Source organism: Pseudonocardia sp., from assembly GCF_035305885.1.
Taxonomy (GTDB): Bacteria; Actinomycetota; Actinomycetes; order Mycobacteriales; family Pseudonocardiaceae; genus Pseudonocardia.
Genome location: NZ_DATGOP010000145.1, coordinates 58,051 through 83,662, shown reverse-complemented (window position 1 = coordinate 83,662; position 25,612 = coordinate 58,051). Strand labels below are relative to the sequence as shown.

The following is a 25,612-nucleotide window of genomic DNA, read 5'->3' as shown; positions in this document are numbered from 1 at the left end:
ACGGGGGCGATCATCGTCACAGCCCGGGGACGGGGACCCCCGCTGCAGGGGCGTTACGGGCGGGTGTACAGTAGAGGCACAACAACAACGACGCGGGGTGGAGCAGCTCGGTAGCTCGCTGGGCTCATAACCCAGAGGTCGCAGGTTCGAATCCTGCCCCCGCTACCACGTCGAAGGGCCCCCGGGATGATTCCCGGGGGCCCTTCGCATCGGTCGGTGCGGACGCCGTCGCCGGGCCCGTGGCTGCGGGTCGTGCACCGCCTCCGGGTCGGCGTGAAGATCCGCTCGTCGATGTCGCAGACCAGGGCTCGGCGTTGTTGTAGCGCATGACGTCGGTGAAGCCCCGCTGCGCGAGCGACCGCTCGAGCGCGGGCAGGTACGCCGGTTCGTCGCCCGAGTCGGGCACCACAGCGGCACGTCGATCACGGGCGAACGCCGCCGGTCACCCCGGGTCCGGGGCGGCCACTTCCACCGGCGCCGGCGATCGCACGCGGGCCCGCGCGATCCCCTCGTCGGCGGGCACCTCGAACGGGCGCCAGCGCGGGTGCGGCGGCACGACCGGCGACGCCACCGCCCGCAGGCCGCGGTCTCCCACCACGTGAACCGGCGGTGGCCGAGCACCCGCACGCCCGGTGCGGCCATCACGAGCCGCTCCACGTCCGGCCCCTTCCTCCGCGCCGCGGCGACGACGTGGCTCTGCTCGTCGACCACCCGGCCAGCTTGAGCACCCGGGTGCCGTCGAGGCTGACGTGGGAGGTCGCGGCGGTGAGGCCGGTCTGCTCGGTGCCCACGGGCGGCAGCTCGAGCATCGACGTGACCCACCCGGTCGTACGGTCGCGGTTCTCGGTCGCGATGTCCACGAGGACGACACAGCCCGGACCGTCCGGGCGGGTCCCGCTCCGGCTGCCCGGCGCCTGACCCAGCACCCGGTACGGCACGACGCCCGCCCGCTCGATCCCCGGGACCGCGGCGTCTCCACCGCGGCCGCCCACGCCCGCTTCCCGGTACCGGCGAAGGCGTGCGTTCGTCGCGCCACCGGGACACGTGCACGACGCTCGTGCCGTCCGTCCCTCACCAGCGTGGTCGTCGACAGCAGCCCGTCGCGCCTCCTCCCACGCCGCGCCGGCCGCCGCGACCGCGGCCCGCTGCCGGTCCGGCGAGCCGACCGTCCACGACCGGACGACCAGCCCGGTGCCGGGCGCGGCCGCGTCGCGGAGCGCCCGGGTTCTCGTCACGCCGTCCCCTCCCACGACTCCACCGTCGGTGCCCGCCGAGGACGGGCGGAGATCGCGCCTTGCATCCGGTACCGCGGTACGGGCTTAGCGTCGGTGGCGGACCTGATCGGCGTTCTCGGAGGTGGGTGCGATGGCCGGCGGGGTGGACGGGCCCGCGCGGAGCGGGGCGGCGTGGGCGCCGGTGGACGCCTGCAGCCTGCCGACCGCGGAGCGGCCGCTGCGCGAGGCCGAGTTCGATGCGCTGTTCGCCACGGCGCTGCGCGGGGTGCGCCGGCAGGCGCCGACGTGGCTGCGGGTCGACCTCGCCGCGGGGGAGGGGACGGAGGCCGCGGTGCGCGACCTGATCTCCCGCGAGTCGTCGTGCTGCTCCTTCTTCGACTTCCAGCTCACCTCGGCGGGGGATCGCCTGGTGCTGGACGTGCGGGTGCCGCCCGCGCGCGTGGACGTGCTCGACGGCCTCGCCCGCCGCGCGGCCGGTTCGAGCGCCTGACCCGGTGCCGCTCGAACCGCTGCGCGACGGCGGCGACGCCGTTGTCGCGTTCCGCGCGAGCGGCGTCCTCACGCGGGACGACTACCGCGAGGTCCTCGTCCCAAGGCTGGAGGCGGCGCTCGCGGCCGGCGGGCGTCTGCGCGTGCTCGTCCTCGTGGACGAGGCGTTCCGCGGCTGGGACCTGCGCGCCGCCTGGGCCAACACGTGCCTGGACCTGCGCCACCGCCGGGACTTCGACAAGGTGGCGATCGTCGGTGCGCCCGCGTGGGAACGGTGGTGCGCCAGGGCGGCGGGCCTGGTCATCGCCGGTCGGCTCCGGACGTTCGACCGCGACCGGCTGCACGAGGCCTGGACCTGGGTGCGCGGGTAGGCCGAGACGCGAAACGGCCCCCAGGACCGCGTCCTGGGGGCCGTCGTCGCTACGCCGGGATCAGGCGTGGACGTGCTTGACGTCGTAGCGGTCGGCCATCATGACCTTGTCCCACGCCGCCACGAAGTCGCGCACGAACTTCTCCTGGGCGTCGTCGCTCGCGTAGACCTCCGCGAGCGCCCGCAGCTCGGAGTTCGACCCGAACACCAGGTCGACGCGGCTCGCGGTCCACTTGACCTCGCCCGTGGCGTCGTCGCGGCCCTCGAAGGTCTCCTGGTCCTCCGACGTCGGCTTCCACGTGGTGCCCATCTCGAGCAGGTTCACGAAGAAGTCGTTCGTCAGGGTCTCCGGGCGCGAGGTGAACACGCCCATCGGCGACTGCTGGTAGTTCGCGCCCAGCACCCGCAGCCCGCCGACCAGGACGGTCATCTCCGGGGCGGTGAGGCCCAGCAGGTTCGCCCTGTCGATCAGCAGGTACTCCGAGGGCAGCCGGTTGCCCTTGCCGCGGTAGTTGCGGAACCCGTCGGCCTTCGGCTCGAGCGGGGCGAAGGACTCCACGTCGGTCTGGTCCTGGGTGGCGTCCGTGCGGCCCGGGGTGAACGGCACCTGGATCTCGTGGCCCGCGTTGCGCGCGGCCTGCTCCACGGCGGCGCAGCCCCCGAGGACGATCAGGTCGGCGAGCGAGACCTTCTTGCCCCCGGTCTGGGAGCTGTTGAACGACTCCTGGATGCCCTCGAGGGTGTTCAGGACGTGGTTCAGGGTCTCCGGCTCGTTGACCTCCCAGCCGCGCTGCGGCTGCAGCCGGATGCGGGCCCCGTTCGCGCCGCCTCGCTTGTCGCTGGAGCGGAACGTGGACGCCGACGCCCACGCGACCGACACCAGCTGCGAGATCGACAGCCCGGAGGAGAGGATCCGCTGCTTGAGGGCGGAGATGTCCTCGGCGTCGATCAGCTCGTGGTCGACCTCCGGCACCGGGTCCTGCCAGATCAGCGTCTCCTGCGGCACCAGCGGGCCGAGGTAGCGCTGCTTCGGGCCCATGTCGCGGTGGGTCAGCTTGAACCACGCGCGGGCGAACGCGTCGGCGAACTCGTCGGGGTTCTCGTAGAACCGGCGCGCGATCGGCTCGTAGATCGGGTCGAACCGCAGCGCCAGGTCGGTGGTCAGCATGCCGGGCGCGCGGTTGAGCTCACCGGTCTCCGGGTCCGGCACGGTGTTCGCGGCGGCGCCGTTCTTCGGCCGCCACTGGTGCGCCCCCGCCGGGCTCTTGGTGAGCTCCCACTCGTACTGGAACAGGTTGTGGAAGTACCAGTTGCTCCACTTGGTCGGGGTCGGGGTCCAGGTGACCTCGAGGCCGCTGGTGATGGTGTCGCGGCCCTTGCCCTTGCCGAAGCTGTTCTTCCAGCCGAGGCCCTGCTCCTCGATCGGGGCGCCCTCGGGCTCCGGCCCGACGTACTCGTCGGGGTTGGCCGCGCCGTGGGTCTTGCCGAACGTGTGGCCACCGGCGATGAGGGCGACGGTCTCCTCGTCGTTCATCGCCATCCGGCGGAAGGTCTCGCGGATGTCGCGGGCGGCGGCGAGCGGGTCGGGGTTGCCGTTCGGGCCCTCCGGGTTGACGTAGATCAGGCCCATCTGGACCGCGGCGAGCGGGGTCTCCAGCTCGCGGTCACCGGTGTAGCGCTCGTCGCCCAGCCAGGTGCGCTCCGGGCCCCAGTAGACGTCCTCGTCCGGCTCCCAGACGTCTTTGCGACCGCCGGCGAAGCCGAAGGTCTTGAAGCCCATGATCTCGAGGGCGCGGTTGCCCGCGAAGATCATCAGGTCGGCCCACGAGATCTTGCGGCCGTACTTCTTCTTCACCGGCCACAGCAGGCGGCGGGCCTTGTCGAGGTTGGCGTTGTCCGGCCAGCTGTTCAGCGGCGCGAACCGCTGCATGCCCGCGCCGGCCCCACCACGGCCGTCGTCGATCCGGTAGGTGCCGGCGCTGTGCCACGCCATGCGGATGATGAGCGGGCCGTAGTGGCCGAAGTCGGCCGGCCACCAGTCCTGCGGGGTCGTGAGCACCTCGTCGACGTCACGCGCGAGAGCGTCCAGGTCCAGCGACAGGAACTCCGCGGCGTAGTCGAAGTCCGGGTCCATCGGGTTGGACGCCGGGGCGTGCTTGCGCAGGATCTTGAGGTTGAGCTGGTTGGGCCACCAGTCGCGGTTGCTCGCACCCTCCGTGGGGTGGTTGCGGCGGCCGGCCGAGACGGGGCAGCCGCCCGCGCTCTCCTCGTTGACCTCGCTGATCACAGCATCCTGGCTGTCAGACACGGGAATCCTTCCGGGTGTCGGTGGTTGCGGTGGTGGTGGAGCAGGAGGGGCACAGGCCCCGGTAGACGACCTCGGCCTCGTCGATCACGAAACCGTGGTCGTCCGAAGGGGTCAGGCAGGGTGCGGACCCGACCGCGCAGTCGACGTCGGCGATCGCGCCGCACGCCCGGCAGACGATGTGGTGGTGGTTGTCACCGACCCGCGCCTCGTAGCGAGCCACCGAGCCGGGCGGCTCGATGCAGCGCACCAGCCCCGCCACGGTGAGCGCGCGCAGGATGTCGTAGACCGCCTGGTGGGACACCTCGCCGAGGTCCTCGCGGACGGCTGAGATGATCGCGCTCGTGTCGGCGTGGGGGTGGTGGTGCACCGCGGACAGCACCGCCACGCGGGGGCGGGTCACACGCAGCGAGGCCCCCCGCAGCATGTGCTCGAACTCGGCGGTCGTCGGCACGCGGACGAGTGTGGCCCGCTTTCTGGAACGAGTCAAGAAAAGGCTGCACGGTGCTTTCTGACCAGCAGCTATCCTGGGGCCCGGCGTGTCGTCCGATGTCGAGGAGCCCCGCGATCCCCTGTCACAGCCAGTGCGCGTCACGCTGATCGGGCCGGCCTTCCCGTGGCGGGGCGGCATCCCGCTGCTCACCAACGAGCTGGCGCACCGCCTCGCCGCGCGCGGTCACGCGGTGCGCGTGCGGACCTGGACCCACCAGGGCCCGGCCCGGCTCCTGCCGGCGCAGCTGCACCCGCTCGCCACGCCGGAGGCCGAGGTGTACCCGACGCTGCGCGAGCCGCTGTCCTGGCGCAACCCGCTCACCTGGGCGCGCACGGGGCGGGTGGCCGCGGCGGAGTCGGACGTCGTCGTGCTCGTCTACTACGTGCCGTTCCAGGCCCCGGCGCTGGCCGCGATCGCCCGCGCCGCCCGCCGGACCGCGCGGGTCGTCGTGATCTGCGCCAACGCCGTGCCCCACGAGCGGCTGCCGGGCGACCGGCTGCTCATGTCGTGGCTCATGCGCTCCGCGGACGCGGTGCTGGTGCACACCGGGGCCGAGCGGGAGGCGCTGCGGCGGCTCACCGACCGGCCGGCCGCGGTCGCCGCGCTCCCGCCGCACCTGCCGGCGACGCCCCGCTGCCCGGCGGCGGCCGACGCCCCGCCGCGGCGGCGCCTGCTGTTCTTCGGCAAGGTCCGCCCGTACAAGGGGGTCGACGTCCTGCTCAGGGCGCTCACCCTGCTGCCCGGCGTCGAGCTCGCGATCGTCGGCGAGTTCTACACCGACCGCGCCGAGCTGGACGCGCTCGTCGCCGAGCTGGGGCTCGCCGACCGGGTGCACGTGACCCCCGACTACCTGCCCGCGGAGCGGATCCCGCAGCTGTTCGCCGGCTTCGACGCGCTCGTGCTCCCGTACCGCACCGCGACCGCGTCGCAGCTCGTCGCGCTGGCCCACCACCACGGGCTGCCGGTGGTGGCCACGCGCGTGGGGAACTTCCCCGAGACCGTCCGGGACGGCGTCGACGGCCTGCTCTGCGCCCCCGGCGACGTGGTCGACCTGGCGCGGGCGCTCCGGTCGCTCTACGAGCCGGGACGGCTCGCGGCGCTGCGCGCCGGGGTGCGCCCGCCCGACTCCGAACCCGCCTGGAACGCCTACATCGCGGCGCTGTGGAACCTGGCCGGGCTGGACGGCGAGCGCGCCCCGTCCCCGAGCGGGACCACCGGGTAGCGTGACGGCATGGGTGACGGCCTGAACACGCGACCCCGCCTCACCTGAACCGCGGTGCGCGCGCCGACCGGTGCGGCCGACCCCCTCGAGCTGGTGGCGGAGCGGCTGCAGTGCCCGATCTGCGGCGGACCGCTGCGGCGGGACGAGCGCCGGCTGCTGTGCGGTACCGGGCACGCGTTCGACATCGCCCGCCAGGGCTACGCGAACCTGATCGGCGGGCGTCGCCGCCACCGGGGCGACGACGCCCGCATGGTCGCCGCCCGGGAACGCTTCCTCGGTGCCGGGCACTACCGGCCGGTGAGCGCCGCGCTCGCCGAGCTGGCGGCCGGGCACGCCCCGGCGGGCGACGGGATCGTCGTCGACCTCGCCGGCGGCACCGGCCACCACCTGTCGATCGTCCTCGATGCCTGCCCGGACCGCCACGGGCTGTGCCTCGACGCCTCGACGGCCGCGCTGCGCCGCGCCGCGCGGGCCCATCCGCGGGCCGCCGCGATCGGGGCCGACGTGTGGGCGCCGCTGCCGGTGCGCAGCGGGGCGGCGGGCGTGGTGCTCAGCGTGTTCGGGCCGCGCGGCGTCGCGGAGATCGAACGCATCCTGTGCCCGGGCGGGATCGTCGTCGTGGCCGCGCCGCTGCCCGGCCACCTCGCCGAGCTCGGCAGGCTCGTCGGCGGCATCGGGATCGACCCGCGCAAGCCGGAGCGGCTCGCCGCCTCGTTCCGCCGCTTCGACCGCGTCGCGCTGCGCCGGGTCGACCTGCGCGTCGCGCTGGGCCACGACGACGTCCACGCCGTCATGGCCATGGGGCCGAGCGCCCGCCACCTCACCGACGACGAGCTCGCCCGGGCGATCGCCCGCCTGCCCGACCCGGTCGAGGTGACCGTGGCCGTCGAGGTCTCGGTGCACCGCTCGCGGTGCGCCGACGGTCAGGGCCGGAGCACGAAGACCCCCCACCCGAGGTAACGGCGCTGGTGAGCCAGGTGGGCGCGGCGGGACTCGTCCCGGAACGCGCGCACCTGCTCGGCGGCCGGGTCGCCCGGGTGCTCGTCGAGCCAGCGCCGCAGCGCCCACCACTGCGCGGCGACGTAGCGGTCCCAGCCGTGCTCGTCGGTGAGCACCATCTCGACGAGGTCGGCACCCGCGTCCTCGAACCGGTCCAGCAGGCCGGGCAGGTCGGTGAACGGGTCCGGCTCGCCGAAGGCGGCGCGGGCCTGCGCGGTCGGCGGCTCCCGCCAGAACGGCTCGCCGACCAGCACGAGCCCGGTGGGCCGGACCGCGGCGCGCAGCAGCTCGATGGTGCCGCCGACGCCACCGCCGATCCAGGTGGCCCCGATGCAGGCGGCGATGTCGAAGCCGCCCGGTTCCGGGCGGTAGGCGGCCGCGTCGCCCTGCACGAAGGCGACCCGGTCGGCCACGCCGAGCTCGGCGGCCCGCGCCCGGGCGGCGGCGGTGAAGACGGGGCTGAGGTCCACCCCGACCCCGGTCGAGCCGAGCTCCTGCGCCCAGCGGCACAGCAGCTCGCCCTTCCCGCACGCGAGGTCGAGCACGCGGGTGCCGGGCCCGACGCGCGCGACCGCGGCGAGCTCCATCAGGTGGGCGTCGGTGAACGGGTTGAGGATCCGGTGGTCGGCCTCGGCGATCTCGTGCAGTTCGAGGACGGAGAGCACGGGCGAGACGGTGTCGGAGGCGATCGGTGAGCGGCAAACGGTTAACGGGAGGATGGGGAACGTGAGCCGCCCCCCGATCCAGGACGTCCCGGTCGCGCAGCACCCGATCCGGCTCGGCCAGTTCCTGAAGCTGGCCGGGCTCGCCGAGGACGGCGGGCACGCGCGCGAGCTCCTCGACGCCGGGCAGGTGCAGGTCAACGGCCGCCCGGAGGCCCGCAGGGGTGCGCAGCTGCGGCCGGGGGACGTCGTCGCCGTCGGCGACCTGCGGGCCCGGGTCGCTCAGCCGTCCAACGCCGCGAGCACCTGATCCTCGATCAGCGGCGCGATGGTCGTGGCGTACGAGGCCGTGAGGTGGTTGTCGTCGAGGTAGACCAGCACGTTGCCGATCACGGCGGGGCAGCGCTCCTCGTCGCAGATCTGGTCGGCGAGGTCGATGAAGGTCACGTTCGGCGGCACGTCCAGCAGCGCGTAGGGCGGCTCGTCGGCGTAGACCTCCGCCCGGTCCACCCCGCACGGGTCGCCCTCCCGGCCCTCCTGGCGGACGCAGTCGGGCACGTCGTAGGCGAACCGCGGGTTGTCGCGGAACGCCAGCACCGGGATGTCGAGGTCGGCGAGGTGGCGCCACTGCTCGACGAAGCCGGGCGGCGTCTGCTCGGTCAGGCCGCTGCGCACGTCCCGCGACGCGAGCGTGACGACGGCGTCGGGGCGCTGCTCGGCGATCTCGGCGGCGACCGCGGCGTTCCAGGCCGTGCACTCGGCGTCCTCCGGGTCCACCTCGGACACCGTCGAGAACGGGCACGCCCCGCGTAGGGCCGCGATGAGCTGCCAGTTGTGCTGCCGCGCTATGGGGCTGAGCGCGGCCATGAACTGCTCCAGGTGCGAGTCGCCGACCACCATGATCCGCTTGTCGGGCGGCTCGGCCACCGGCTCGGCGCAGATGTCGGAGGCGACCTCCTCCAGCGGCGTGCAGTCCCAGTCCTGCACGAAGACCCAGTCCTCGTAGACCGACACCGCGGCCGGCAGCGGCGGGGCGGGCTCGGGCTCGCCGTGCACGAGCGCCGCCGCGCCGGGGTACTGCGCACTGCCGAGCTGGTCGGCGGGGATCTCGCGCTGGGTGGCGACGAACTGCCACGCGGCGCAGGCGAGCAGCACGGCCGCGATCGCGGCGGCCGCGTACCGGTACGCGTCGCCGTTGCTGAAGGGCGCGCGGCGCACCGGGACCTCGACGTACTTGGCGGTGACCGCCGCGAGCGCGAACGACAGCGCGATGATGCCGAGCGCGCCCAGCGGCCCGATCTGGTCCCGGTCGCGGGCGACCATGTAGAGGATCAGCACCGGCCAGTGCCAGAGGTAGAGCGGGTAGCTGATCGCCCCGACGTACTGCACGGGGCGCAGCAGGAGCAGCCGGTGGGCGCCGAACCGGGAGCGGGTGACGCCGCCGGCGAGCACCAGCGCGCCGGCCAGCGTCGGCCACAGCGCCGCGTAGCCGGGGAAGGTCGAGGCCCCGTCCAGCACGAAGCCGCAGGCGACCAGGCCGAGGACCCCGACCCAGCCGAACGCGATGCGCTCGCCGCGCGTCCACGGGACGCGGTCGACCCACAGCGCGAGCAGCCCGCCGAGCGCGAACTCCCACAGGCGCGTGAGCGAGTGGAAGTAGGCCAGGGGCTGGTCGGTGACCGTGAGCGCGATCGAGTAGGAGAACGACGCGGCGAAGACGCCGAGCAGGGTCGCCGTGAGGTAGGCGTGCGCGCGGTGCGGGGCGCCGCGGGCCATGAGCGCGAGGACCGCGACGGCGAGCGGGAACGCCACGAAGAACTGCACCTGGATCGACAGCGACCAGAAGTGCTGTACCACGCTGGTGGTGTTGTTGCGGGCCGCGTAGTCCACGGCGTCCGCGGCGAGCTGCCAGTTCTCCAGGAACAGCGCGCTGGCCGCGATCTCGCGCACCGTCTGGGTCCACCGGGCCTCGGGCAGCAGCAGCGCCCCCGCGGCGACCGTGGCGAGCAGCACGACCGTGGCCGACGGCACCAGCCTGCGGGCCATCCGGCTCCAGCGGGCGCGCAGGTCGAGCGAGCCGCGCTCCACCGCGCGGGCCAGCTGCCCGGTGAGCAGGAACCCCGAGATCAGGAAGAAGACGTCGACCCCACCGGACACCCGCCCGTCCGAGACGTGGTGCACCACGACGAGGACGACCGCGAGGGCGCGCAGGCCCTCCAGCTCCGGGCGGAACCTCGCGGGTGGAGCGGAGACGCCGGGCCGCCCGGTGCCCGGCAGGTGCTCAGTAACCGACGTACTTCCCCGCGCTGTTGGTGCGGCCGCCCGCTTCGAGCGTCTTCATCCCGTACGTGTCGATCATGTACCGGATGCCCGCGGTGATGTTCGCGACCGGATCGGTGATCGGGCGGTCCTTGAGGTCGGGGTGCACGTAACGCTTGTACGTCGAGGGGATGGTCTGCATCAACCCCTGCGAGGGAGTTCCTCGGCGGGCGTTGGCGTCCCAGTTGTTGACCGCGCGCGGGTTGCCGCCCGACTCCTTCATCACGATGTTCTTGACGGCGGGGGCGAGCTTCTGCGGCAGTTCCAGGATCTGCAGGGCCTCGGCGATCCAGCCGTCGAGCCCGCCGCGCGCGATGAGGGCCGCGATCCGCTCCCGTTCGGCCTGCTCACGGGCCTGCTCGGCGTGGATGCGGGCCAGCTCGGCGGCCTGCACCACCCGGGCCACGTGGTCCTCGACCGACTCGGCCTCCGCGGCGAGCTCCACCGGGACCATCGAGACGGCCGGGGCGGCCGCCTCGAGCGCCGTGCTGTTGGAGGCGAGCGCCGCGTCGAAGGGGCCGTCGGCGGACGCGGAGGTGGCCGTGCCGTCCTCGAGCGCGGGGACGATCGCGGTGAACGCGCCGGTGGCGACCGCCCCGACCGCCGCCGTGGTGGCGACCACGGTGGTGCCCAGCGACGGCCCCGCAGGAGCGGGCCGGTGGGCTGCGCGGTGGCGTCCGGTGCCGGGTTCTCTGGCGATTCGGGGCGCACGAGCACCACGGGGGGAGCGGTGTCCTGCCACGTAACAGCCCTTTCAGCGCTGGGGAGCAACCCGCTCACGCGCTGCCGGTCGGGGGTCCGGGGACCGGGTGGGGAGTCCGGTCCGTTTGCTCGCACGTGATCGGATCGTGACGCTGGGCGAAAGGGTATGGGGGTCCTACCCCTCCGACAAGGGCAGGCGCTGCTGTTCACCGCAGCTCAGGTGCCGTTCGCCGGGTTCGAGGCAACCTCCTCGCCGACGTCCGGACGCGCGGTGAACGGTCACCCGGTGCGACGAGCGGGGTGGGCCGGGAGCAGGAGGCAGGAGTCGCCGAACTCGTGCCACCGGTACCGGTGCTCGACCGCCGCGGCGTACGCCCTGCTCACGAGCCGGGCACCGGCGACCGCTTCGAGCAGCAGCAGGTGGGGGGCGTCCGGTTCGTTCCAGCCGGTGACGAGGCCGTCGACGACCCGGGCCGGGCGGTCCGGGCCGAGCACGAGGTGCGTCCAGCCCTCCCGCGCCGACACCCGCCCGTCCGCGTCCGCCGCCGTCTCGAGCGCCCGCGTCGTGGTGGTGCCGACGGCGACGACCCGGCCGCCGGCCGCGCGCGTGGCGTTCACGGCGTCCGCGGTCTCCGCCGGGACGCGGTAGCGCTCCGGCAGCGGTGCCTCCCCGGCCTCGAGCGAGGACACCCCGGTGTGCAGCACGACCCGGGCGACGCGGACGCCGCGGGCGTGCAGGCGGTCCAGCACGGCCGGGGTGAACGGGCGCCCCGCGCCGGGCATCTCGGCGCTGCCGAACTCGGCCTCCGCCCGTGCGAACAGGGTGCGGTAGGCCGAGAGCGGCCACCGCCCGCGCACGTGGCCGTAGCGGATCGGCCGCCCGACCTCGGCCAGCCACGCCCGCAGCCCGCCCGCCACCGGGATGCGGGCCCGCCACAGCCTGCTGCCGGTGGCGCGCCGGGGGTCGGGGTGGCCGGTGACGAGCGTCGCCACGACCCCGCGCGGCAGCGTGACGTCCTCGCCCGCGATGCCGTCGCTCACCCGCTTCCCGTCCGGCGTCCGCAGCTCGACCACGTGCAGGTGGTCGGGGGCGGGGCCGGAGACGTGCAGCGTGACGGGTCTGCCGTCGGCGCGGTGCCCGTCGACGGCGGCGGGTTCGGTGTCGGAGGTGTTGACGACGACCAGGTCGCCGCGGCGCAGCGCCGCGGGCAGGGCGCGGAACGTCGTGTGGCGCAGCGGGCTGCGCTCGCGGGCGACGAGCAGGCGCACCTCGTCGCGGGCGAGCCCGCGCGCCTCGGGCGGTTCCGCGGCCGGCAGCTCGGGGGGTACGGCGAACGCGGTGCCCGGAGCGGTCACCGCAGGCCCCCGGCCGGGGCCGCGAGGTCGGCGGCCCGGTAGCGGCCGCTGGGCGGCCGTTCGTCGAGCAGCCGCAGGAAGGCGGGCACCACGGTCTGCGGTTCCGGCCGGTCGGAGATGTCCTCGCCGGGGAAGGCGCGCTGGTGCATCGCCGTGCGCATGTCGCCCGGGTCGAAGGCGTGCACCCGCAGGTCGGGTTCCTCGGCCGCGAGCACGGCGGCGAGGTGGTCGAGCGCGGCTTTCGCCGCGCCGTACCCGCCCCAGCCCGGATACGCCTCCACCGCCGCGTCGGAGCTGAGCGTGACGACCGTCCCGGCGCCGGAGGTGCGCAGCAGCGGGAGCGCGAGCTGGGTGAGCGCGAGCGGGGCGAGCACGGTGGTCTCCAGGACCCCGCGGAGGGCCTCGAGCGGGTAGCGCTCCAGCCTGGGCAGCGGCGACGGGCCGAGCTCGCCCGCGTTGTGCACGAGGAGGTCGAGCCGCCCGCCTGCGGTGGCCACGAGCCGCTCCCGGAACGCCGGGTCGGTGACATCGCCCGCGAGCGCGACGACGCCGGGCAGCGCGGCGGTGGCCGCCCGCAGGCGGTCGCCGTTGCGGGCGCACGCGACCACGGTGGTGCCGCGGGCGGCGAGCGCGGCGGTGAGGGCGAGGCCGAAGCCCTGGCCCGCCCCGGTCACGATGGCGGTGGAGGAGGTCATACCGGTACCGTGCGACCTGAAGTCAAGTTCAGGTCAAGGAGGAACGGCCGGGTGGAGACGACGGACCTGCTCACCATCGGGGAGGTGGCGCGCCGCAGCGGCTTCCCGCAGTCCGCCCTGAGGTTCTACGAGCGCGAGGGGCTGCTGCGCACGACGCGCACCTCCGGCGGGCAGCGCCGTTACGAGCGTTCGGTGCTGCGGCGGCTGGCGTTCATCCGGGCCGCCCGCACGATCGGGGTGGGGCTGGAGGAGGTGCGCGAGGCCCTGGACGAGCTGCCGGAGGGGCGCACCCCGACGAAGGCCGACTGGTCGCGGCTGTCGAAGAAGTGGCGGGGGCGCCTCGACGAGCAGATCCAGGCGCTCGTCGCGCTCCGCGACGGCCTGGACTCGTGCATCGGGTGCGGCTGCCTGTCGCTGAAGCGCTGCCGGCTCTACAACCCGGACGACCGGGTGGGGGAGCTGGGCCCCGGCGCGCGGCTGCTGCCGCCGCTGCTGCGCCGCACCCCCGCGGAGGGCGTCTAGCGCCGTTCCAGCCCCCGTTGCAGCCCCCGTTCCGGCATGGCCACCTTCACGCCACGACGCTGCGCGAAGGTGGCCATGCGGAAGTCCGGGACGGCTACGAGGAGAGCAGCCGCGGTCGGGCCGACCAGCGCGCGGGCAGGGTCTGGTCCACCCAGGCGTGCAGCTGCTCGACCGGCGGCCGGGTGCTGATCGCCGCCTGCTCGTGCTCGGCGAGGAAGGCCGTGGTGCGCTCCTCCCAGCCGACGCCGAGGCAGGGCACGCCCATCGAGACGGCGAAGACGAGCGCGTGGATGCGCAGCCCGAACAGCGCGTCGGCCTCGCCGACGATCGCCTTGGCGAGGCTGGGCTCCAGCTGCGGGCCGAGCACGGGGAGCTTGCGCCCGAGCCGGTCGCCCAGCTCGTTGACCAGCACCTCGTCGCGGCGGGCGAGGCCGAGGCCGTAGTCGGCGTGCGTGCTGATCGCAAGGCCGGCGACCGCGCCGCCACGCTCGATCCAGCGGCGGGCGAGCGTCTCGGCCGCGTCCTGGAGCGCGTCGACGAGGATCGGGTTGGGCAGGGCCTTCGGCGCCACGAGCAGCAGCGGCACCGCGGGGTCCACGCCCGCGGACGAGAGCGCGCGCCGCGCCTCCGCGGGCGGGGCGGGCTTGAGGCCCATCGCGAGGTCGCCGACGACCGGAGCGATGATCTTGTCGCCCAGCACGGCGGCCGAGACCTCGTCGCGGACGCTGATCCGCCCGGGCTTGCGCACCGAGCGGCGCAGCAGGTCGAGCACCCGGTCGGGGGTGCCGGGGTAGACGCCGATCGCCAGGTAGGTGATGTCGCGGCCACGCGCCGTGGCCGCCCACACGATCGCGGGAAGGATCTTGACCAGCGAGGAGGAGCCGGAGCCGAAAAGGCCTCCGCCCACGACCGCGATCCCGTCGCACCACTTCAGCGACTTGATGAAGGAGATGCCCTCCATCGGCACGGCGGGGACGCGGTGCAGGGCCTCGACCATCCGCGGGTTGCGCGACACCACGCGGACGTCGGTGTCCGGGGGCAGCTCCTGCAGGGTGCGGGCGAGCATGGCCTCGTCGCCCGTGTTGCCGTTGCCGAAGTTCCCGATGATGAGCACGCGGGTGGCGCGCGGCGTGGCCGCCTTGGCGTTCTCCTCGGCGGCGTGCCGCCTGCCGAGATCGGCGAGCTGCTGGCGGATCAGGTTGGCGCGGGGGTCCGTCATCGATTCCCTCGGGTCCGTGGCGGCGACTCTGTGTGACCTACGACGGTCACTCATTCGCCGCAGCCTACGGTGTGGCCGAAAGCACCCGTTCAGCACGTTCGGCATGCGGTGCCCGCCGCCCACCTCCATGATCGCTTCGCGGGGCCCGGACCTGCGCCGACCGCTCGAATCGGCACCCGCCGCGGCGGCCGCCCGCCGGCACGTGCGCGCCACACGATCGGGTGACGTCCGCGATCAACGGGAGACCGCGCGGAGGTAGGCGTCCGCGAGCGCTTCGGTGATCTCGTCGACGGACGGTAGCCCCTCGCGCTGCGTCGCCTCCAGGGTCGGGCGCAGCAGCACGTGCGTGGCGATCGGACCGAGCAACAGGTGGACGAGCACGGGCAACGGCAACGGCTGCAGCCGCCCCGCGGCGATGTGCGGCGACAGCAGGGCCCGCAGGCTCTCGGTGAGGCGTGGGACCATCGCCTCCAGCACCGCGTGGCCCGGCCCGCTCGGCCTGCCGCAGGCGTCGGCGAAGATCGCGGGCAGCACCCGCGGCTCCCGCCAGAACGCGGTGACGATCGCCCGGTGCACCCCGCGCACGAGCGCGCAGAGCTCCTCGGGCGGGTCGGCGGCGAGCGCCTCCAGATCGGGCAGCGGGCCGTACCGGTCGAACACCGCGGCGAGCAGGCCGTCGCGCCCGTCGAACAGGCCGTGCAGGGTGGGCAGGGCGCAGTCGGCCGCCGCGGCGACGGCGTCGAGGGTGGTGGCGCCGAGCCCCTTCTCCGCGATCAGCGACGCGGCCGCCGCGATCGCCCGTTCCCGGGCGGGCGGGCGGCCACCGGGGTCGACGCCGGCGCGGCGCACGGCGTCGTCCAGCGGACCCCGCGTGCCACCGAGGCGGCGCAGCAGCGTGCTGCGGGACATGCTCGCCGCGGCGGCGATCTCCGCGAGCGGCACGTCGGCGACGTCGCGGCCGCGGGCGCGGGCGACCGCGAGCGCCGCGGCCACCAGTCGCTGCTCCACCTGGAACACGATACGGGCGGGTGTCTGATCGGGTTCCGCGTGCGAGGGTGGTGGCGTGGCCCAACCCGTGGATCGCTGGCTCGCCCTGGAAGGTCTCGACAACATCCGCGACGTCGGCGGACTGCCGCTGGTGGGCGGGGGCACCACCCGGCGGGGGGAGCTCCTGCGCAGCGCGTCGCTGGAGTTCTGCACGACCTCGGACGTCAAGCACCTGGTCGAGGAGTTCGGGCTGCGGCTCGTGCTCGACCTGCGCACCGAGCGCGAGCGAGCGCGCTCGGCGAGCCCCGCCGCGTTCGCCGATGCGGGCGTCGAGACCGTGGCGCTGAGCCTCATCCCCGAGGAGGGGCGCACCCTCCCGGAGACCGAGGAGGACGTGGACCCGCTGATCCACATCTACCTCGGCTACCTGCGCGACCGCGCCGACAACGTCGTGGCGGCGGTGCGGCGGTTCGCCGCGGCGGGCCCGACGCTCGTGCACTGCGCGGCGGGCAAGGACCGCACCGGCGTGTTCGTGGCGCTGGTGCTGGACGCGGTCGGCGTCGAGCGCGACGCCGTGGTGGCCGACTACGCGCTCTCCGGGGAGCGGATGGAGGCGCTGTTCGCGCGGTGGACGGCGGCCGCGGGGCTGCCGATGCCCGACGACCTCACCCCGCACCTGCCGCGGGCCGAGGCGATGGCGGCCGTGCTCGACCACCTCGACGGCGAGCACGGCGGCGCCGCGGGCTGGCTGCGCGCCCACGGCCTCGAGGCGGACGCGTTCGCCCGGCTGCACGCCCGGCTCACCGGCCGGTAGCGCTCAGGGGAGCTCCTCGATCGCGACGGTCGTGTCGAGCTTCCGCAGCGACGCCGGGTCGCCGGTGACCGCGGGCCAGCCCCGGCGCCGCGCGCTCGCGGCCACCTGGCCGGCCACGAGGTCGTCGTGCCCGGAGGCTGCGAGCAGCATCCCGGACTCGTGGGCCGACGCCGGCCCGAGCTCGTCGATCACCGTGATGGGCAGGTCGAGCAGCACCTGCAGCGCCGGGTGGTGCTCGGGCTCGAGCATCGACCACGCGCGGCCGAGCGCGGCGCTCGGCACGGCGAGCACGATGTTCTCCTCGACGGCAGCCCACACCAGCGCCCGGACGTAGACCGGGCGCCCGGTGGCGAAAGCGGCGAGAGCGGTGGCGTCGAGGACTCGACCGCCGATCATGCGCGCATCAGACCGCAGCGGCCCGGCGCACCAGGCGGAGGGTCCGACGCGCCTCGGCCAGCTCGTCGGGCGGGGGCGGACCGCCGTACAGGTCGGCCAGGGCCGCGAGCGACCGGTCGCGCATCTGGCGTGCCGCCACGGCCTCGGCGATGTAGGAGGAGATGCTCCGCGCGGTCCCGCGCCGCACGGCGTTGCGGGCCTCGGCCACCATCTCGGCCGGCAGGCTCACCGTCACCCGCTCAGTGCGCATAGGGCGGAGAGTACCTGGCCACGCGGCGCATCCTTGTGCGCCGGGGCCGTAGCGGGCGCAGGTTACTCGCCGGTATGCCAAGGTTGTGGGCAGTTGGCGGGCGCGTGCGAGGAGGCCGCGATGGATCTGACGTACACCGCAGCGGAGGAGGAGTTCCGCCGCGAGCTGCGAGCCTGGTTGCAGGCCAACATCCCCGAGGAGTGGCGCCGTCCCGGTTTCTGGGAGTCGCTGGACCCCGACGAGAGCTTCCGGCTGCGGCGCGACTGGGAGCGCGACAAGGCGGCCGCGGGCTTCGCGGGGATCCAGTGGCCGGTCGAGTACGGCGGCCGCGGGGGCACGCCCGGCATGAAGGCGATCTACGACGAGGAGATGGTGCGGGCCGACGCGCCGCGCACCGCCAACGGGCTCGGGCTCACCTTCCTCGCGCCGACCGTCATGGCCATCGGCACCGACGCCCAGAAGAAGGAGATCATCGGGCCGATGCTGCGCAACGAGGTGATCTGGTGCCAGGGCTTCTCCGAGCCCGGCGCCGGCTCCGACCTCGCCGCGATCTCCACCCGCGGGGTCCGCGACGGCGACGAGTTCGTCGTCAACGGGCAGAAGGTGTGGACCACCAACGCCGTCCACGGCGACAAGATCTTCGCCCTCGTCCGCACGGAGCCGGGCTCGCAGCGCCACCGCGGCCTGTCGATGCTGCTCATCGACATGCACCAGCCCGGGGTGGAGGCCCGCCCGCTCAAGCAGATGAGCGGGGCGAGCGAGTTCGGCGAGGTGTTCTTCGACGACGCGCGGGTGCCGGTCACCGACTGCCTCGGCGGCATCGGCGAGGGCTGGCGCACGGCGATGCTGCTGCTGTCGTTCGAGCGCGGGGCGTCCGGGATCGCGCAGTACACCGAGTTCCGCCGCCACTACGACCGGATCGCGGACGTGGCGCGCCGGCTCGGCCGCGACCGCGACCCGGTGGTCCGCAGCAAGCTCGCCCGCGTGCTCACCGAGCTCGAGTGCCTGCGCCTGCACGCCATGCACGTGCTCACCCAGGTCGAGCAGGGCCGCGACCTCGGCTTCGAGGCGTCCATGACGAAGCTGCAGTGGTCGGAGACGTTCCAGGACCTCTGGGAGGTCTACGACGAGATCCTCGGCGAGGACGCCACCCTCGACTCGACCGACGGGCTGGACCTGCGGCCGCTGCACGCCCAGGCGATGTGGTCCCGTTCGGTCACCATCTGGGGCGGCTCGTCCCAGGTGCAGCGCAACGTCACCGCCGAGCGCGTGCTCGGCCTGCCGCGGTAGGAGGGGTCGTGTACTTCGCACTGACCGAGGACCAGCGCGAGTTCGACGCCGCGGTGCGCGGCTACCTCGCCGAGCGGTTCGACCTGGCCGCGGTGCGCGCGGTGTTCGAGGACACCGCGGGCGACGGGCACCCGGCCGCGCTGTGGAAGGCCGCGGGCGAGCAGGGCTGGCTCGCCGTGATGATCCCCGAGGAGCACGACGGCCTCGGCCTGGGGCTCGTCGAGGCCCAGGTGATCGCCAGGGCGCTCGGGGCGGGCGTGGTGCCGGGGCCGTGGCGCGGCACGGTGCTCGCCGCGGAGGCGGTCCGCCTCGCCGGCTCCGACGAGCAGAAGGCGGCCTGGCTGCCCCGGTTCGCCACCGGCGGGGCCGTGGGCGCGTTCACCCTGCGCGGCGGCGTCCCGGGCGGCCTGCCCGCCGTCGAGTACGGGGCCGTGGCCGACGCCGTGGTCGCGCGGTCGGACGGCGGCGGCCTGGCGCTCGTGACGGGCGCGACGGCCACGCCGCGGGGCTCCTACGACGGCACCACCCGGCTCGCCGACCTGGAAGCGGGCGCCGGGGAGGCGCTGCCGGGCGCGACCGCGGAGGTCGTCGACGAGCTGGCCGCGCGGGCCACCGTGCTCGTCGCGGCCGACCTGGTCGGCGTCGCACGCGAGGCGCTCACCCGCACCGTCGCCTACGACACGGAGCGCGAGCAGTTCGGGGTGCCGGTCGGCTCGTTCCAGGCGATCAAGCACGCGCTGGCCGACCTGCACGTGGGCGTCACGATGGCCGAGCACGCGGCCCTCTACGCCGCCCACGCCGTGGACGCGCGGCTGCCGGACGCTCCGCTCGCGGTCAGCGTGGCGAAGGCGAAGGCGAGCGACGTGGCGCTGCAGGCCACCGGCGCGATGATCCAGTACCACGGCGGCATCGGCTACACCTGGGAGCACGACGCGCACTTCTTCTACAAGCGCGCGAAGCGGCTCGCGGGCCAGTGGGGCGACGCCGAGGCGCACCGGGCGCGGATCGCCGACCTGACGCTCCCGGCGTAGCCGGGGCCCACCAGCGGCCGGGCGGTAGCCTCCCGCGCCGTGGACGCCGCTGCGATCGCCCGCCTGCTCGCCGAGCCGGAACGGCTGCGCGTGCTCGCGGCGCTCGTGCTGGGCTCGCGCACGCCTGCCGAGATCGGCGAGGCGACCGGGCTCGACGCGCGGGCGGTCGGGCGCGCCCTGCAGCGGCTGCAGGCCGCGGGCCTGGTCGACGACGACGGCGTGCGCGTCGAGCTGATCAAGCAGGCCGCGCGGGACGCCGCCCCCGCCCCCGAGGGCGCGGGCGACGTGGTCGGGCGGTTCATCACGGACGGGCGGCTGGTCGCCCTGCCGGCGCAGGAGTCCAAGCGCAGGTTGGTGCTGGAGCACGTGGCGCAGGCCTTCGAGCCGGGGCGCCGGTACCCGGAGCGGGAGGTGGACGCCGTGCTGCGGGCGTGGACCGAGGGCGGCGCCACCGACCACGCAGCCCTGCGCCGCTACCTCGTCGACCACCAGCTGCTCTCCCGCGAGGCCGGCGAGTACTGGCGTTCCGGCGGCTGGGTCGACGTGTGGGGCGACTGACCGCTCAGCTCGGGTCCGAGCCGCGCAGCGCGCCGAGCCACAGGCCCGCGGCGGCGAGCAGGGCGGTGGCCCCCGCCCACGTGGCGAGCCCGCCTCCGTCGAGGTAGGTCCACGCGAGCGCGGCGAGCGGGGCCGGGAGCGCGAGCGGGAGATCGGCGCGCAGCTGCCGCCGCAGCGGCGCGAGGCGGGTCGCCCGCGCGAGCGTGGCCGCGTCGGGGGCGGTCGGGTTGTCGGTGCGCCGCCCGCGCGGCTCGCGCGCCCGCACGGGCCCGGACGCGGGCAGCAGCCGCCCCTCGACGCCGACCGCGACGAGCCGGTCGCGCAGCGGGTCGCCGTGCACCCGCACGGTCGCGGGCGAGCGGAGGCCGACCAGCGCCGGGTCGAAGTGGACGGGGATCCAGCGCCGGGGCGTCGCCTCGGTCTCGAGGTAGCTGCGCGCGAGGAGCCCGGCCTGGACCCGCACCCGCCGCACGGCGACGGGGTGGGCGGGCCGGCGGGCCACCCACCACCGGCTCACGACCTGCCAGCAGGCGACCGCGATCACGAGCGCGGCGACCGTCGCGGCCAGGTAGAGGGCGCCGAGGGCGCCGTCGGCCGCCGCCAGCGGTGCCGCGCCGGGCACCAGCGGGTGGTCCGGGGCGGCGGGGTCGTAGGCCACCTCGGTGCGCGTGCCGACCGGGGGAGCCGGCCCGGCGAGCTCGACGGCGTCGGTGCGCTCGGGACCGTCCCCCGGCGTCCAGCGCACCTCCACCCGGCTCCCGTCGACCGCGGTGATCGTCCCCAGCGTTCGCCCGGTGAGCGGCGCCAGCTGCCGGTGCGCGGCCGCGAGCGCGCTGCCCGCGACGAGGCCCAGCACGGCGCACCCGGCGAGGACCAGCCCGGTCGTGAGCAGCCCGTACCGCAGCGCGCGGGTCACGTCGGGCCGGGCGGGCTCAGCCGACGAAGCCGACGTCGGCGTAGTCGACGTCGGCGAAGCCCTGGGCGCCGAAGTTGGCGAGCGTGGAGCGCACCGCGTAGGCGCCGGTGGACTGGTAGAGCGGCAGCTGCGGCACCTCCTCCCACAGCAGCTGGTCGATCTGCTGGCCCAGCTCGACCCGCCGGGCGTCGTCCAGCTCGCGGATCGCCTGGTCGTACAGCGCGTCGATCTCCGGCGTGCTGATCTTGCCGTAGTTCTGCTCGCCGGTGCTCGTGTAGATGTTGCGGGTCGACGTCACCGGGAACGCGGTGCCCGCCCAGCCGAACGTCACCATGTCGAAGTTGCCCGGCGTGACGTACTCGTCGAAGAAGTCGCTCGCCGCGGCCTGCACGACCTCGACGCCGATGCCTGCGGCGCCGAGCTGGTCGCGGATCAGCGCGACGATCCGCTCGGTGATCGGGTTGCCCGCGTCGGTCACCAGCCGCAGGGTGAGCGGGTTGCCGTCCTTCGTGCGGATCTGCCCCTCGCCGGGGGAGGCCCAGCCGAGCCGGTCGAGCTCCGCGGCCGCTGCCGCCGGGTCGTGGGCGACCACCTGCGAGTGGTCGACGTGGTTCTTCGAGCCCTGCACGTAGAGGTAGTTCCCCAGCGGGGTGATCTCCGGGACGATCTGGCCGACCATCGCGCGGGCGATGGCCTGGCGGTCGATGGACTGCGCGACGGCGCGGCGCAGCGCCGGGTCCGAGAGCGGGGCGCCGGGCGCGCCGCCGAACGTGATGTGGTTGTACCGCGGCTCGACGGCCTGGCGGATCTCCACGCCCGGGATGGTCTGCGCCCGCGTGAAGAGGTTGATGTCCGAGCCGATCGCGTACCAGTCGATCTCGCCGTTCGCGAGCGCGTCGGCCAACGCCGCCCGCTCGACGACCCGGAAGATGATGCGGTCCAGCTTCGCCGGCTCGCCCCACCACTTCTCGTTGCGCACGAGCGTGATCGTCTGGGCCGTGGTGTCGATGCCCTCGAGCCGGAACGGGCCCGCCGAGTTCGGCACGGCGTTGATCCAGCCCCGGTTGAACGTGTCGGGGTCGGTGTTGGTCGCGACCGGGTAGATCGGTGAGAACAGGCTCCGCCACTCGCTGAACACCCGGGCGAACGTGACGACCGCCTGCTTGTCGTCCACGCCGCGCTCCACCGAGGCGATGTCCTCGTACCCCGTGGTCGAGGAGACCTGGAAGGCCGGGTCGCTGCCGTTCATCACCTGCCACTGCGCCTGCAGGTCGCGCCACGTGATCGGCGTGCCGTCGTCCCAGGTGGCCTCGGGCCGGATCGTGTAGGTGACGGTCTGCGGCTCGGTGGAGGTCAGCTCGATCGAGGTGAAGTAGTCGGAGTCCACCTCGACCGTCGCGTCGGGCAGCGTGCGGTGGGAGAACGGCAGCAGCGCCGAGACGACCTCGCTGTTGACCTCGAGCGTGCCGTCGATGTGGTTGCGGTTGAAGTTGTCCGGCAGCTGGTCGAGGGGCCAGCGCAGGTCCCCGCCGTCGCGGACCTGGTCCCGCGGCACCGGGTTGATGTCGTTCTGACCCTGTTGCAGCTCGTCGGGCGCCACCACCGGGGCACCACCGCCCCCGCCCGCGCCGCCCCCGCAGGCGGTCAGGGCGAACGCGGTGACGAGCGCGAGGACGGTCGTCGACCGGATGCGCATGGGGGTCCCTCCTGTCGCGGCCTTCGGTCGGTGCAACGTCACAGCACGGCGTGCGGTGCGGCGAAGTGGCACGCGACCTCGTGGTCGTGGGTCTCGCGGGCGGTGCCGGGCGGCGGGCCCAACCCCGGGTCGTCGAGCTCGCACCGCCGCCGGTCGTCCGCGCCGAGCGCGGCGTAGCGGAAGCAGCGGGAGCGGAACCGGCAGCCGGACGGCGGCTCCGTCGGGCCGGGCAGGTCCCCGGTGAGCAGGATGCGCTCCCGGGAGCGCTCGACGGCGGGGTCCGGCACGGGTATCGCCGAGAGCAGCGCCTGCGTGTACGGGTGGCCGGGCGTGCGGAACACGGAGCGGACGTCGCCGATCTCCACGATCCGGCCCAGGTACATGACGGCCACCCGGTCGGCGACGTGGCGCACCACCGACAGGTCGTGGGCGACGAACAGGTAGGCGAGCCCCAGCCGCACCCGCAGGTCCTCGAGCAGGTTGATGATCCCCGCCTGGATGGAGACGTCGAGGGCCGACACCGGCTCGTCCAGCACCAGCAGCTTGGGCTCCAGCGCCAGCGCCCGCGCGATGCCGATCCGCTGGCGCTGCCCGCCGGAGAACTCCGCCGGGTAGCGGCTCGCGTGCTCCGGCCGCAGCCCGACCAGCTCGAGCAGCTGCGGGATCCGCCGCTGCACCTCCTCGCGGGGCACGCGGTGGGTGACCAGCGGCTCGGCGAGGATGTCGGCCACCGGCATCCGCGGGTCGAGCGAGGCGATCGGGTCCTGGAACACCACCTGGACGTCGCGGCGCAGCGCGGTGCGGTCCTTCCCGGTCAGCGTCGCGACGTCGCGGCCGAGCACCTCGACCGTCCCGCCCTGCGGCGGCTCGAGCGCGAGGATCTCCATCAGCGTCGTCGTCTTGCCGCAGCCCGACTCGCCGACGAGCCCGAGCGCCTCGCCCTCCCGGACGTCGAAGCCCACCCCGTCGACGGCGTGCACGGTGCCCACCCGGCGGCGGAACACGGCGCCCTTGGTGACGGGGAAGTGCTTGACCAGGCCGTCGACCCGCAGGACACAGGCGCGCTGCTCGCGCGGGGTCTCCGGGGGCCCGGGCACCGGCTCGGCGCCGTACACGTCGGCGGCGTCGCGGCGGCCGAGCTCGCCGCTGCGGTGGCACGCGGCGCGGTGGGAGCCGTGGTGCGGCCCGCCCGCGACCGGAGCGAGGTCGGGCTCCACCTCGCGGCAGAGGTCGACCGCGAGCGGGCAGCGCGGGGCGAACGGGCAGCCGGGCGGCAGGTCGGTGAGCGACGGCGGCTGCCCCTCGATCGGGACCAGCGGCCGCCGCTCGTCGGCGTCGAGCCGGGGGAGCGAGCCGAGCAGGCCGAGGGTGTAGGGCATCCGCGGGTGGGCGAACAGCTCGTCGACGGGCGCGGTCTCCACCGCGCGGCCCGCGTACACCACCATCACGCGGTCGGCGGTGCCCGCGACGACGCCGAGGTCGTGGGTGATGAGGACGATCGCCGCCCCGGTGGCCTCCTTCGCGGTCTTCAGCACCTCGAGCACCTGCGCCTGGACGGTGACGTCGAGGGCCGTGGTCGGCTCGTCGGCGATGATCAGGTCCGGGTCGTTGGCGATGGCCATCGCGATCATGACGCGCTGGCGCATGCCGCCGGAGAACTCGTGCGGGAACGACCGCGCCCTGGCGGCGGCGTTCGGGATCCCGACGAGGTCGAGCAGCTCCACCGCCCTGGCCCGGGCGGCGGCCGCCGACACGTCGCGCCGGTGGACGCGCAGCGCCTCTGCGATCTGGTCGCCGACCGGGTAGACCGGCGTGAGCGCCGACAGCGGGTCCTGGAAGACCATCGAGATCCGGCGGCCGCGGATGCGCGACAGCTCCGCATCCGGCTTGCCGAGCAGCTCGACGCCGCGGAACCGCACCGACCCGGTGACCCGTGCGTGACCGGGCAGGAGCCCCATCACCGCCAGCGAGGACACCGACTTCCCGGACCCCGACTCGCCGACGATGCCGAGCACCTCGCCGGGCGCGACGTCGAGGTCCAGCCCGCGGACGGCCTCGACCCGGCCCGCGTCGCCGGGGAAGGACACCGCGAGGTCCCGCACGGAGAGCACCGGCTCGTCCGCGGCCACGGGCCCGTCGCCGAACAGCGGCTCCGCGAGGCTCATCGCCGCCCCGCCCGCTGCCCGGAGCCGGCGTCGAGCGCGTCCCGCAGCCCGTCGCCGACCAGGTTCACCGACAGCACCGCCGTGATCAGGAAGCCCGCGGAGAACAGGAACAGCCACGGGTAGGTCAGCGCGGAGTCGGTGCCCGCCGCGATCAGCGAGCCGAGCGAGACGTCGGGCGGCTGCACCCCGAACCCGAAGAACGACAGCCCGGTCTCGGCGAGGATCGCCGACCCGACGGTGATCGTCGCGTCGATGATCAACAACGACGACATGTTGGGCACGATGTGCCGGAAGATGATCTTCCAGGGCGGCACGCCCATGAACCGCGCCGCCTTGACGAACTCCCGCTCCCGCAGGGAGAGCGTCATGCCGCGCACGATCCGGGCGGTGATCATCCAGCCGAACGCGGCCAGCAGCACGACGAAGACCAGCCACGTCTCGTCCCGGAAGGCGGGGGAGAGGATGGCGATGATCAGGAAGGAGGGCAGGACGAGCAGCAGGTCGACCAGCCACATCAGGGCCCGGTCGACCCAGCCGCCGAAGTAGCCGGCGGCCGCGCCGACCACCGCCGCGAGCCCGGTGGAGATCAGCCCGACCAGCAGCCCGATCACCAGCGACTTCTGCAGCCCGCGCATCGTCTGCGCGAAGACGTCGGCGCCGACCTGCGTCGTGCCGAACCAGTGCTCGGCCGACGGGGGCTGCAGGAACGCGGAGTAGTCGAGCTCGTCGTAACCCCACCTGTTCACCAGCGGGCCGAGGTAGGCCAGCGCGAACAGCAGCACGATCGCCGCGAGCCCCAGCATCGCCGTCCAGTTGCGCAGGAACCGGCGCAGGACGAGCCGGCCGCGGGAGGTCCGGCCCGGCAGCGCGGGCGCGGTGGCGCCGTCGACGGGCGCCGAGCTCTCCACCGGTGTCGCCATC

At 74.7% G+C, this 25,612-nt stretch carries 27 protein-coding genes and 1 tRNA gene; 11 read left to right on the top strand and 17 right to left on the bottom strand.

What is annotated here, in order from left to right; translation table 11 throughout:
• Positions 1-91: 91 nt before the first annotated feature.
• Positions 92-168 (top strand) — tRNA-Met (locus VKZ81_RS32765).
• Positions 169-442: 274 nt separating this feature from the next.
• On the opposite strand, the gene VKZ81_RS32760 is transcribed toward VKZ81_RS32765, so the two are convergent.
• Both VKZ81_RS32760 and VKZ81_RS32755 read right to left on the bottom strand, forming a co-directional pair.
• Entirely contained in the window at positions 443-595 is a 153-nt protein-coding gene (locus VKZ81_RS32760; protein ID WP_324245626.1) for a hypothetical protein, read from the bottom strand.
• Between the two features lie 46 nt (positions 596-641).
• Positions 642-992 (bottom strand): hypothetical protein, encoded by a 351-nt coding sequence (locus VKZ81_RS32755; protein ID WP_324245625.1) that lies wholly within the window; start codon positions 990-992, stop codon positions 642-644.
• 373 nt (positions 993-1,365) lie between these two features.
• Here VKZ81_RS32755 and VKZ81_RS32750 point away from each other — a divergent pair, with 373 nt between their 5' ends.
• Together VKZ81_RS32750 and VKZ81_RS32745 are read left to right on the top strand one after the other, a co-directional pair.
• The gene (locus VKZ81_RS32750; protein ID WP_324245624.1) at positions 1,366-1,725 is read left to right on the top strand and encodes a hypothetical protein; all 360 of its coding nucleotides are present in this window, start codon (positions 1,366-1,368) and stop codon (positions 1,723-1,725) included.
• 4 nt (positions 1,726-1,729) lie between these two features.
• Positions 1,730-2,095: a SpoIIAA family protein gene (locus VKZ81_RS32745; RefSeq protein ID WP_324245623.1), complete on the top strand. Its 366-nt coding sequence runs from the start codon at positions 1,730-1,732 to the stop codon at positions 2,093-2,095.
• A 60-nt stretch (positions 2,096-2,155) separates the two neighbouring features.
• Here the strand turns inward: VKZ81_RS32745 and katG are convergent, their stop codons facing one another.
• Both katG and VKZ81_RS32735 read right to left on the bottom strand, forming a co-directional pair.
• Positions 2,156-4,402 (bottom strand): catalase/peroxidase HPI, encoded by a 2,247-nt coding sequence (gene katG, locus VKZ81_RS32740; protein WP_324245622.1) that lies wholly within the window; start codon positions 4,400-4,402, stop codon positions 2,156-2,158.
• The gene (locus VKZ81_RS32735; RefSeq protein WP_324245621.1) at positions 4,395-4,853 is read right to left on the bottom strand and encodes a Fur family transcriptional regulator; all 459 of its coding nucleotides are present in this window, start codon (positions 4,851-4,853) and stop codon (positions 4,395-4,397) included. Before VKZ81_RS32735 ends, katG begins: the two co-directional genes overlap by 8 nt.
• A 130-nt stretch (positions 4,854-4,983) precedes the next feature.
• Here VKZ81_RS32735 and VKZ81_RS32730 point away from each other — a divergent pair, with 130 nt between their 5' ends.
• Positions 4,984-6,114, top strand: coding sequence for a glycosyltransferase family 4 protein (locus tag VKZ81_RS32730; protein ID WP_324245620.1), 1,131 nt, complete (start codon positions 4,984-4,986; stop codon positions 6,112-6,114).
• Between the two features lie 54 nt (positions 6,115-6,168).
• On the top strand, positions 6,169-7,074 hold the full coding sequence (locus tag VKZ81_RS32725; protein WP_324245619.1) for a putative RNA methyltransferase: 906 nt from the start codon (positions 6,169-6,171) through the stop codon (positions 7,072-7,074).
• On the opposite strand, the gene VKZ81_RS32720 is transcribed toward VKZ81_RS32725, so the two are convergent.
• Positions 7,038-7,778: an SAM-dependent methyltransferase gene (locus tag VKZ81_RS32720; protein WP_324245618.1), complete on the bottom strand. Its 741-nt coding sequence runs from the start codon at positions 7,776-7,778 to the stop codon at positions 7,038-7,040. The two genes, VKZ81_RS32725 and VKZ81_RS32720, sit on opposite strands and share 37 nt — an antisense overlap.
• A 61-nt stretch (positions 7,779-7,839) precedes the next feature.
• Between VKZ81_RS32720 and VKZ81_RS32715 the strand changes: the two genes are divergently transcribed.
• Positions 7,840-8,085: an RNA-binding S4 domain-containing protein gene (locus tag VKZ81_RS32715; RefSeq protein WP_349255547.1), complete on the top strand. Its 246-nt coding sequence runs from the start codon at positions 7,840-7,842 to the stop codon at positions 8,083-8,085.
• On the opposite strand, the gene VKZ81_RS32710 is transcribed toward VKZ81_RS32715, so the two are convergent.
• The 4 genes from VKZ81_RS32710 to VKZ81_RS32695 all read right to left on the bottom strand — a co-directional run bounded on the left by VKZ81_RS32710 (position 8,058) and on the right by VKZ81_RS32695 (position 12,847).
• Complete coding sequence (locus VKZ81_RS32710) at positions 8,058-9,956, bottom strand: acyltransferase family protein (protein WP_414709537.1); 1,899 nt, start codon at positions 9,954-9,956, stop codon at positions 8,058-8,060. The genes VKZ81_RS32715 and VKZ81_RS32710 overlap by 28 nt on opposite strands.
• A gap of 100 nt (positions 9,957-10,056) precedes the next feature.
• A complete protein-coding gene (locus tag VKZ81_RS32705) occupies positions 10,057-10,716 on the bottom strand; it encodes a transglycosylase SLT domain-containing protein (RefSeq protein ID WP_324245616.1) in 660 nt (219 codons plus the stop codon).
• Between the two features lie 359 nt (positions 10,717-11,075).
• Positions 11,076-12,152 (bottom strand): S-adenosylmethionine:tRNA ribosyltransferase-isomerase, encoded by a 1,077-nt coding sequence (locus tag VKZ81_RS32700; RefSeq protein WP_324245615.1) that lies wholly within the window; start codon positions 12,150-12,152, stop codon positions 11,076-11,078.
• A complete protein-coding gene (locus VKZ81_RS32695; protein ID WP_324245614.1) occupies positions 12,149-12,847 on the bottom strand; it encodes an SDR family NAD(P)-dependent oxidoreductase in 699 nt (232 codons plus the stop codon). Before VKZ81_RS32695 ends, VKZ81_RS32700 begins: the two co-directional genes overlap by 4 nt.
• 51 nt (positions 12,848-12,898) lie before the next feature.
• Between VKZ81_RS32695 and soxR the strand changes: the two genes are divergently transcribed.
• On the top strand, positions 12,899-13,369 hold the full coding sequence (gene soxR / locus VKZ81_RS32690; RefSeq protein ID WP_324245613.1) for a redox-sensitive transcriptional activator SoxR: 471 nt from the start codon (positions 12,899-12,901) through the stop codon (positions 13,367-13,369).
• Positions 13,370-13,463: 94 nt separating this feature from the next.
• Here the strand turns inward: soxR and VKZ81_RS32685 are convergent, their stop codons facing one another.
• Both VKZ81_RS32685 and VKZ81_RS32680 read right to left on the bottom strand, forming a co-directional pair.
• Entirely contained in the window at positions 13,464-14,588 is a 1,125-nt protein-coding gene (locus VKZ81_RS32685) for a polysaccharide pyruvyl transferase family protein (protein ID WP_324245612.1), read from the bottom strand.
• A gap of 234 nt (positions 14,589-14,822) precedes the next feature.
• A complete protein-coding gene (locus tag VKZ81_RS32680) occupies positions 14,823-15,596 on the bottom strand; it encodes a TetR family transcriptional regulator (RefSeq protein WP_324245611.1) in 774 nt (257 codons plus the stop codon).
• A gap of 55 nt (positions 15,597-15,651) precedes the next feature.
• On the opposite strand from VKZ81_RS32680, the gene VKZ81_RS32675 reads away from it, so the two are divergent.
• Complete coding sequence (locus VKZ81_RS32675) at positions 15,652-16,389, top strand: tyrosine-protein phosphatase (protein WP_324245610.1); 738 nt, start codon at positions 15,652-15,654, stop codon at positions 16,387-16,389.
• A gap of 3 nt (positions 16,390-16,392) precedes the next feature.
• Here VKZ81_RS32675 and VKZ81_RS32670 read toward each other — a convergent pair whose 3' ends face one another.
• Together VKZ81_RS32670 and VKZ81_RS32665 are read right to left on the bottom strand one after the other, a co-directional pair.
• Positions 16,393-16,785: a hypothetical protein gene (locus VKZ81_RS32670; RefSeq protein WP_324245609.1), complete on the bottom strand. Its 393-nt coding sequence runs from the start codon at positions 16,783-16,785 to the stop codon at positions 16,393-16,395.
• 7 nt (positions 16,786-16,792) lie between these two features.
• Complete coding sequence (locus VKZ81_RS32665) at positions 16,793-17,035, bottom strand: hypothetical protein (protein WP_324245608.1); 243 nt, start codon at positions 17,033-17,035, stop codon at positions 16,793-16,795.
• Positions 17,036-17,155: 120 nt separating this feature from the next.
• Between VKZ81_RS32665 and VKZ81_RS32660 the strand changes: the two genes are divergently transcribed.
• From VKZ81_RS32660 to VKZ81_RS32650, 3 genes are read left to right on the top strand one after another with little or no spacing between them, the layout of a single operon-like run.
• Positions 17,156-18,325, top strand: a complete 1,170-nt coding sequence (locus tag VKZ81_RS32660) for an acyl-CoA dehydrogenase family protein (RefSeq protein ID WP_324245607.1) — start codon at positions 17,156-17,158, stop codon at positions 18,323-18,325.
• Positions 18,326-18,333: 8 nt separating this feature from the next.
• The gene (locus VKZ81_RS32655; protein ID WP_324245606.1) at positions 18,334-19,356 is read left to right on the top strand and encodes an acyl-CoA dehydrogenase family protein; all 1,023 of its coding nucleotides are present in this window, start codon (positions 18,334-18,336) and stop codon (positions 19,354-19,356) included.
• A gap of 39 nt (positions 19,357-19,395) precedes the next feature.
• On the top strand, positions 19,396-19,914 hold the full coding sequence (locus VKZ81_RS32650) for a DUF2087 domain-containing protein (protein ID WP_324245605.1): 519 nt from the start codon (positions 19,396-19,398) through the stop codon (positions 19,912-19,914).
• A gap of 4 nt (positions 19,915-19,918) precedes the next feature.
• Here the strand turns inward: VKZ81_RS32650 and VKZ81_RS32645 are convergent, their stop codons facing one another.
• Genes VKZ81_RS32645 through VKZ81_RS32630 form a run of 4 tightly spaced genes read right to left on the bottom strand, consistent with a single transcriptional unit; the run spans position 19,919 to position 25,611 of the window.
• Positions 19,919-20,830, bottom strand: a complete 912-nt coding sequence (locus VKZ81_RS32645; RefSeq protein WP_324245604.1) for a DUF3592 domain-containing protein — start codon at positions 20,828-20,830, stop codon at positions 19,919-19,921.
• A gap of 16 nt (positions 20,831-20,846) precedes the next feature.
• Positions 20,847-22,526 carry an ABC transporter family substrate-binding protein gene (locus VKZ81_RS32640; RefSeq protein ID WP_324245603.1) on the bottom strand — a complete coding sequence of 560 codons (1,680 nt, stop codon included), beginning with the start codon at positions 22,524-22,526 and terminating at the stop codon, positions 20,847-20,849.
• A gap of 38 nt (positions 22,527-22,564) precedes the next feature.
• A complete protein-coding gene (locus VKZ81_RS32635; protein ID WP_324245602.1) occupies positions 22,565-24,691 on the bottom strand; it encodes an ABC transporter ATP-binding protein in 2,127 nt (708 codons plus the stop codon).
• The gene (locus VKZ81_RS32630; RefSeq protein ID WP_324245601.1) at positions 24,688-25,611 is read right to left on the bottom strand and encodes an ABC transporter permease; all 924 of its coding nucleotides are present in this window, start codon (positions 25,609-25,611) and stop codon (positions 24,688-24,690) included. The genes VKZ81_RS32635 and VKZ81_RS32630 overlap by 4 nt, the downstream gene beginning before the upstream one ends.
• Position 25,612 lies beyond the last annotated feature (1 nt).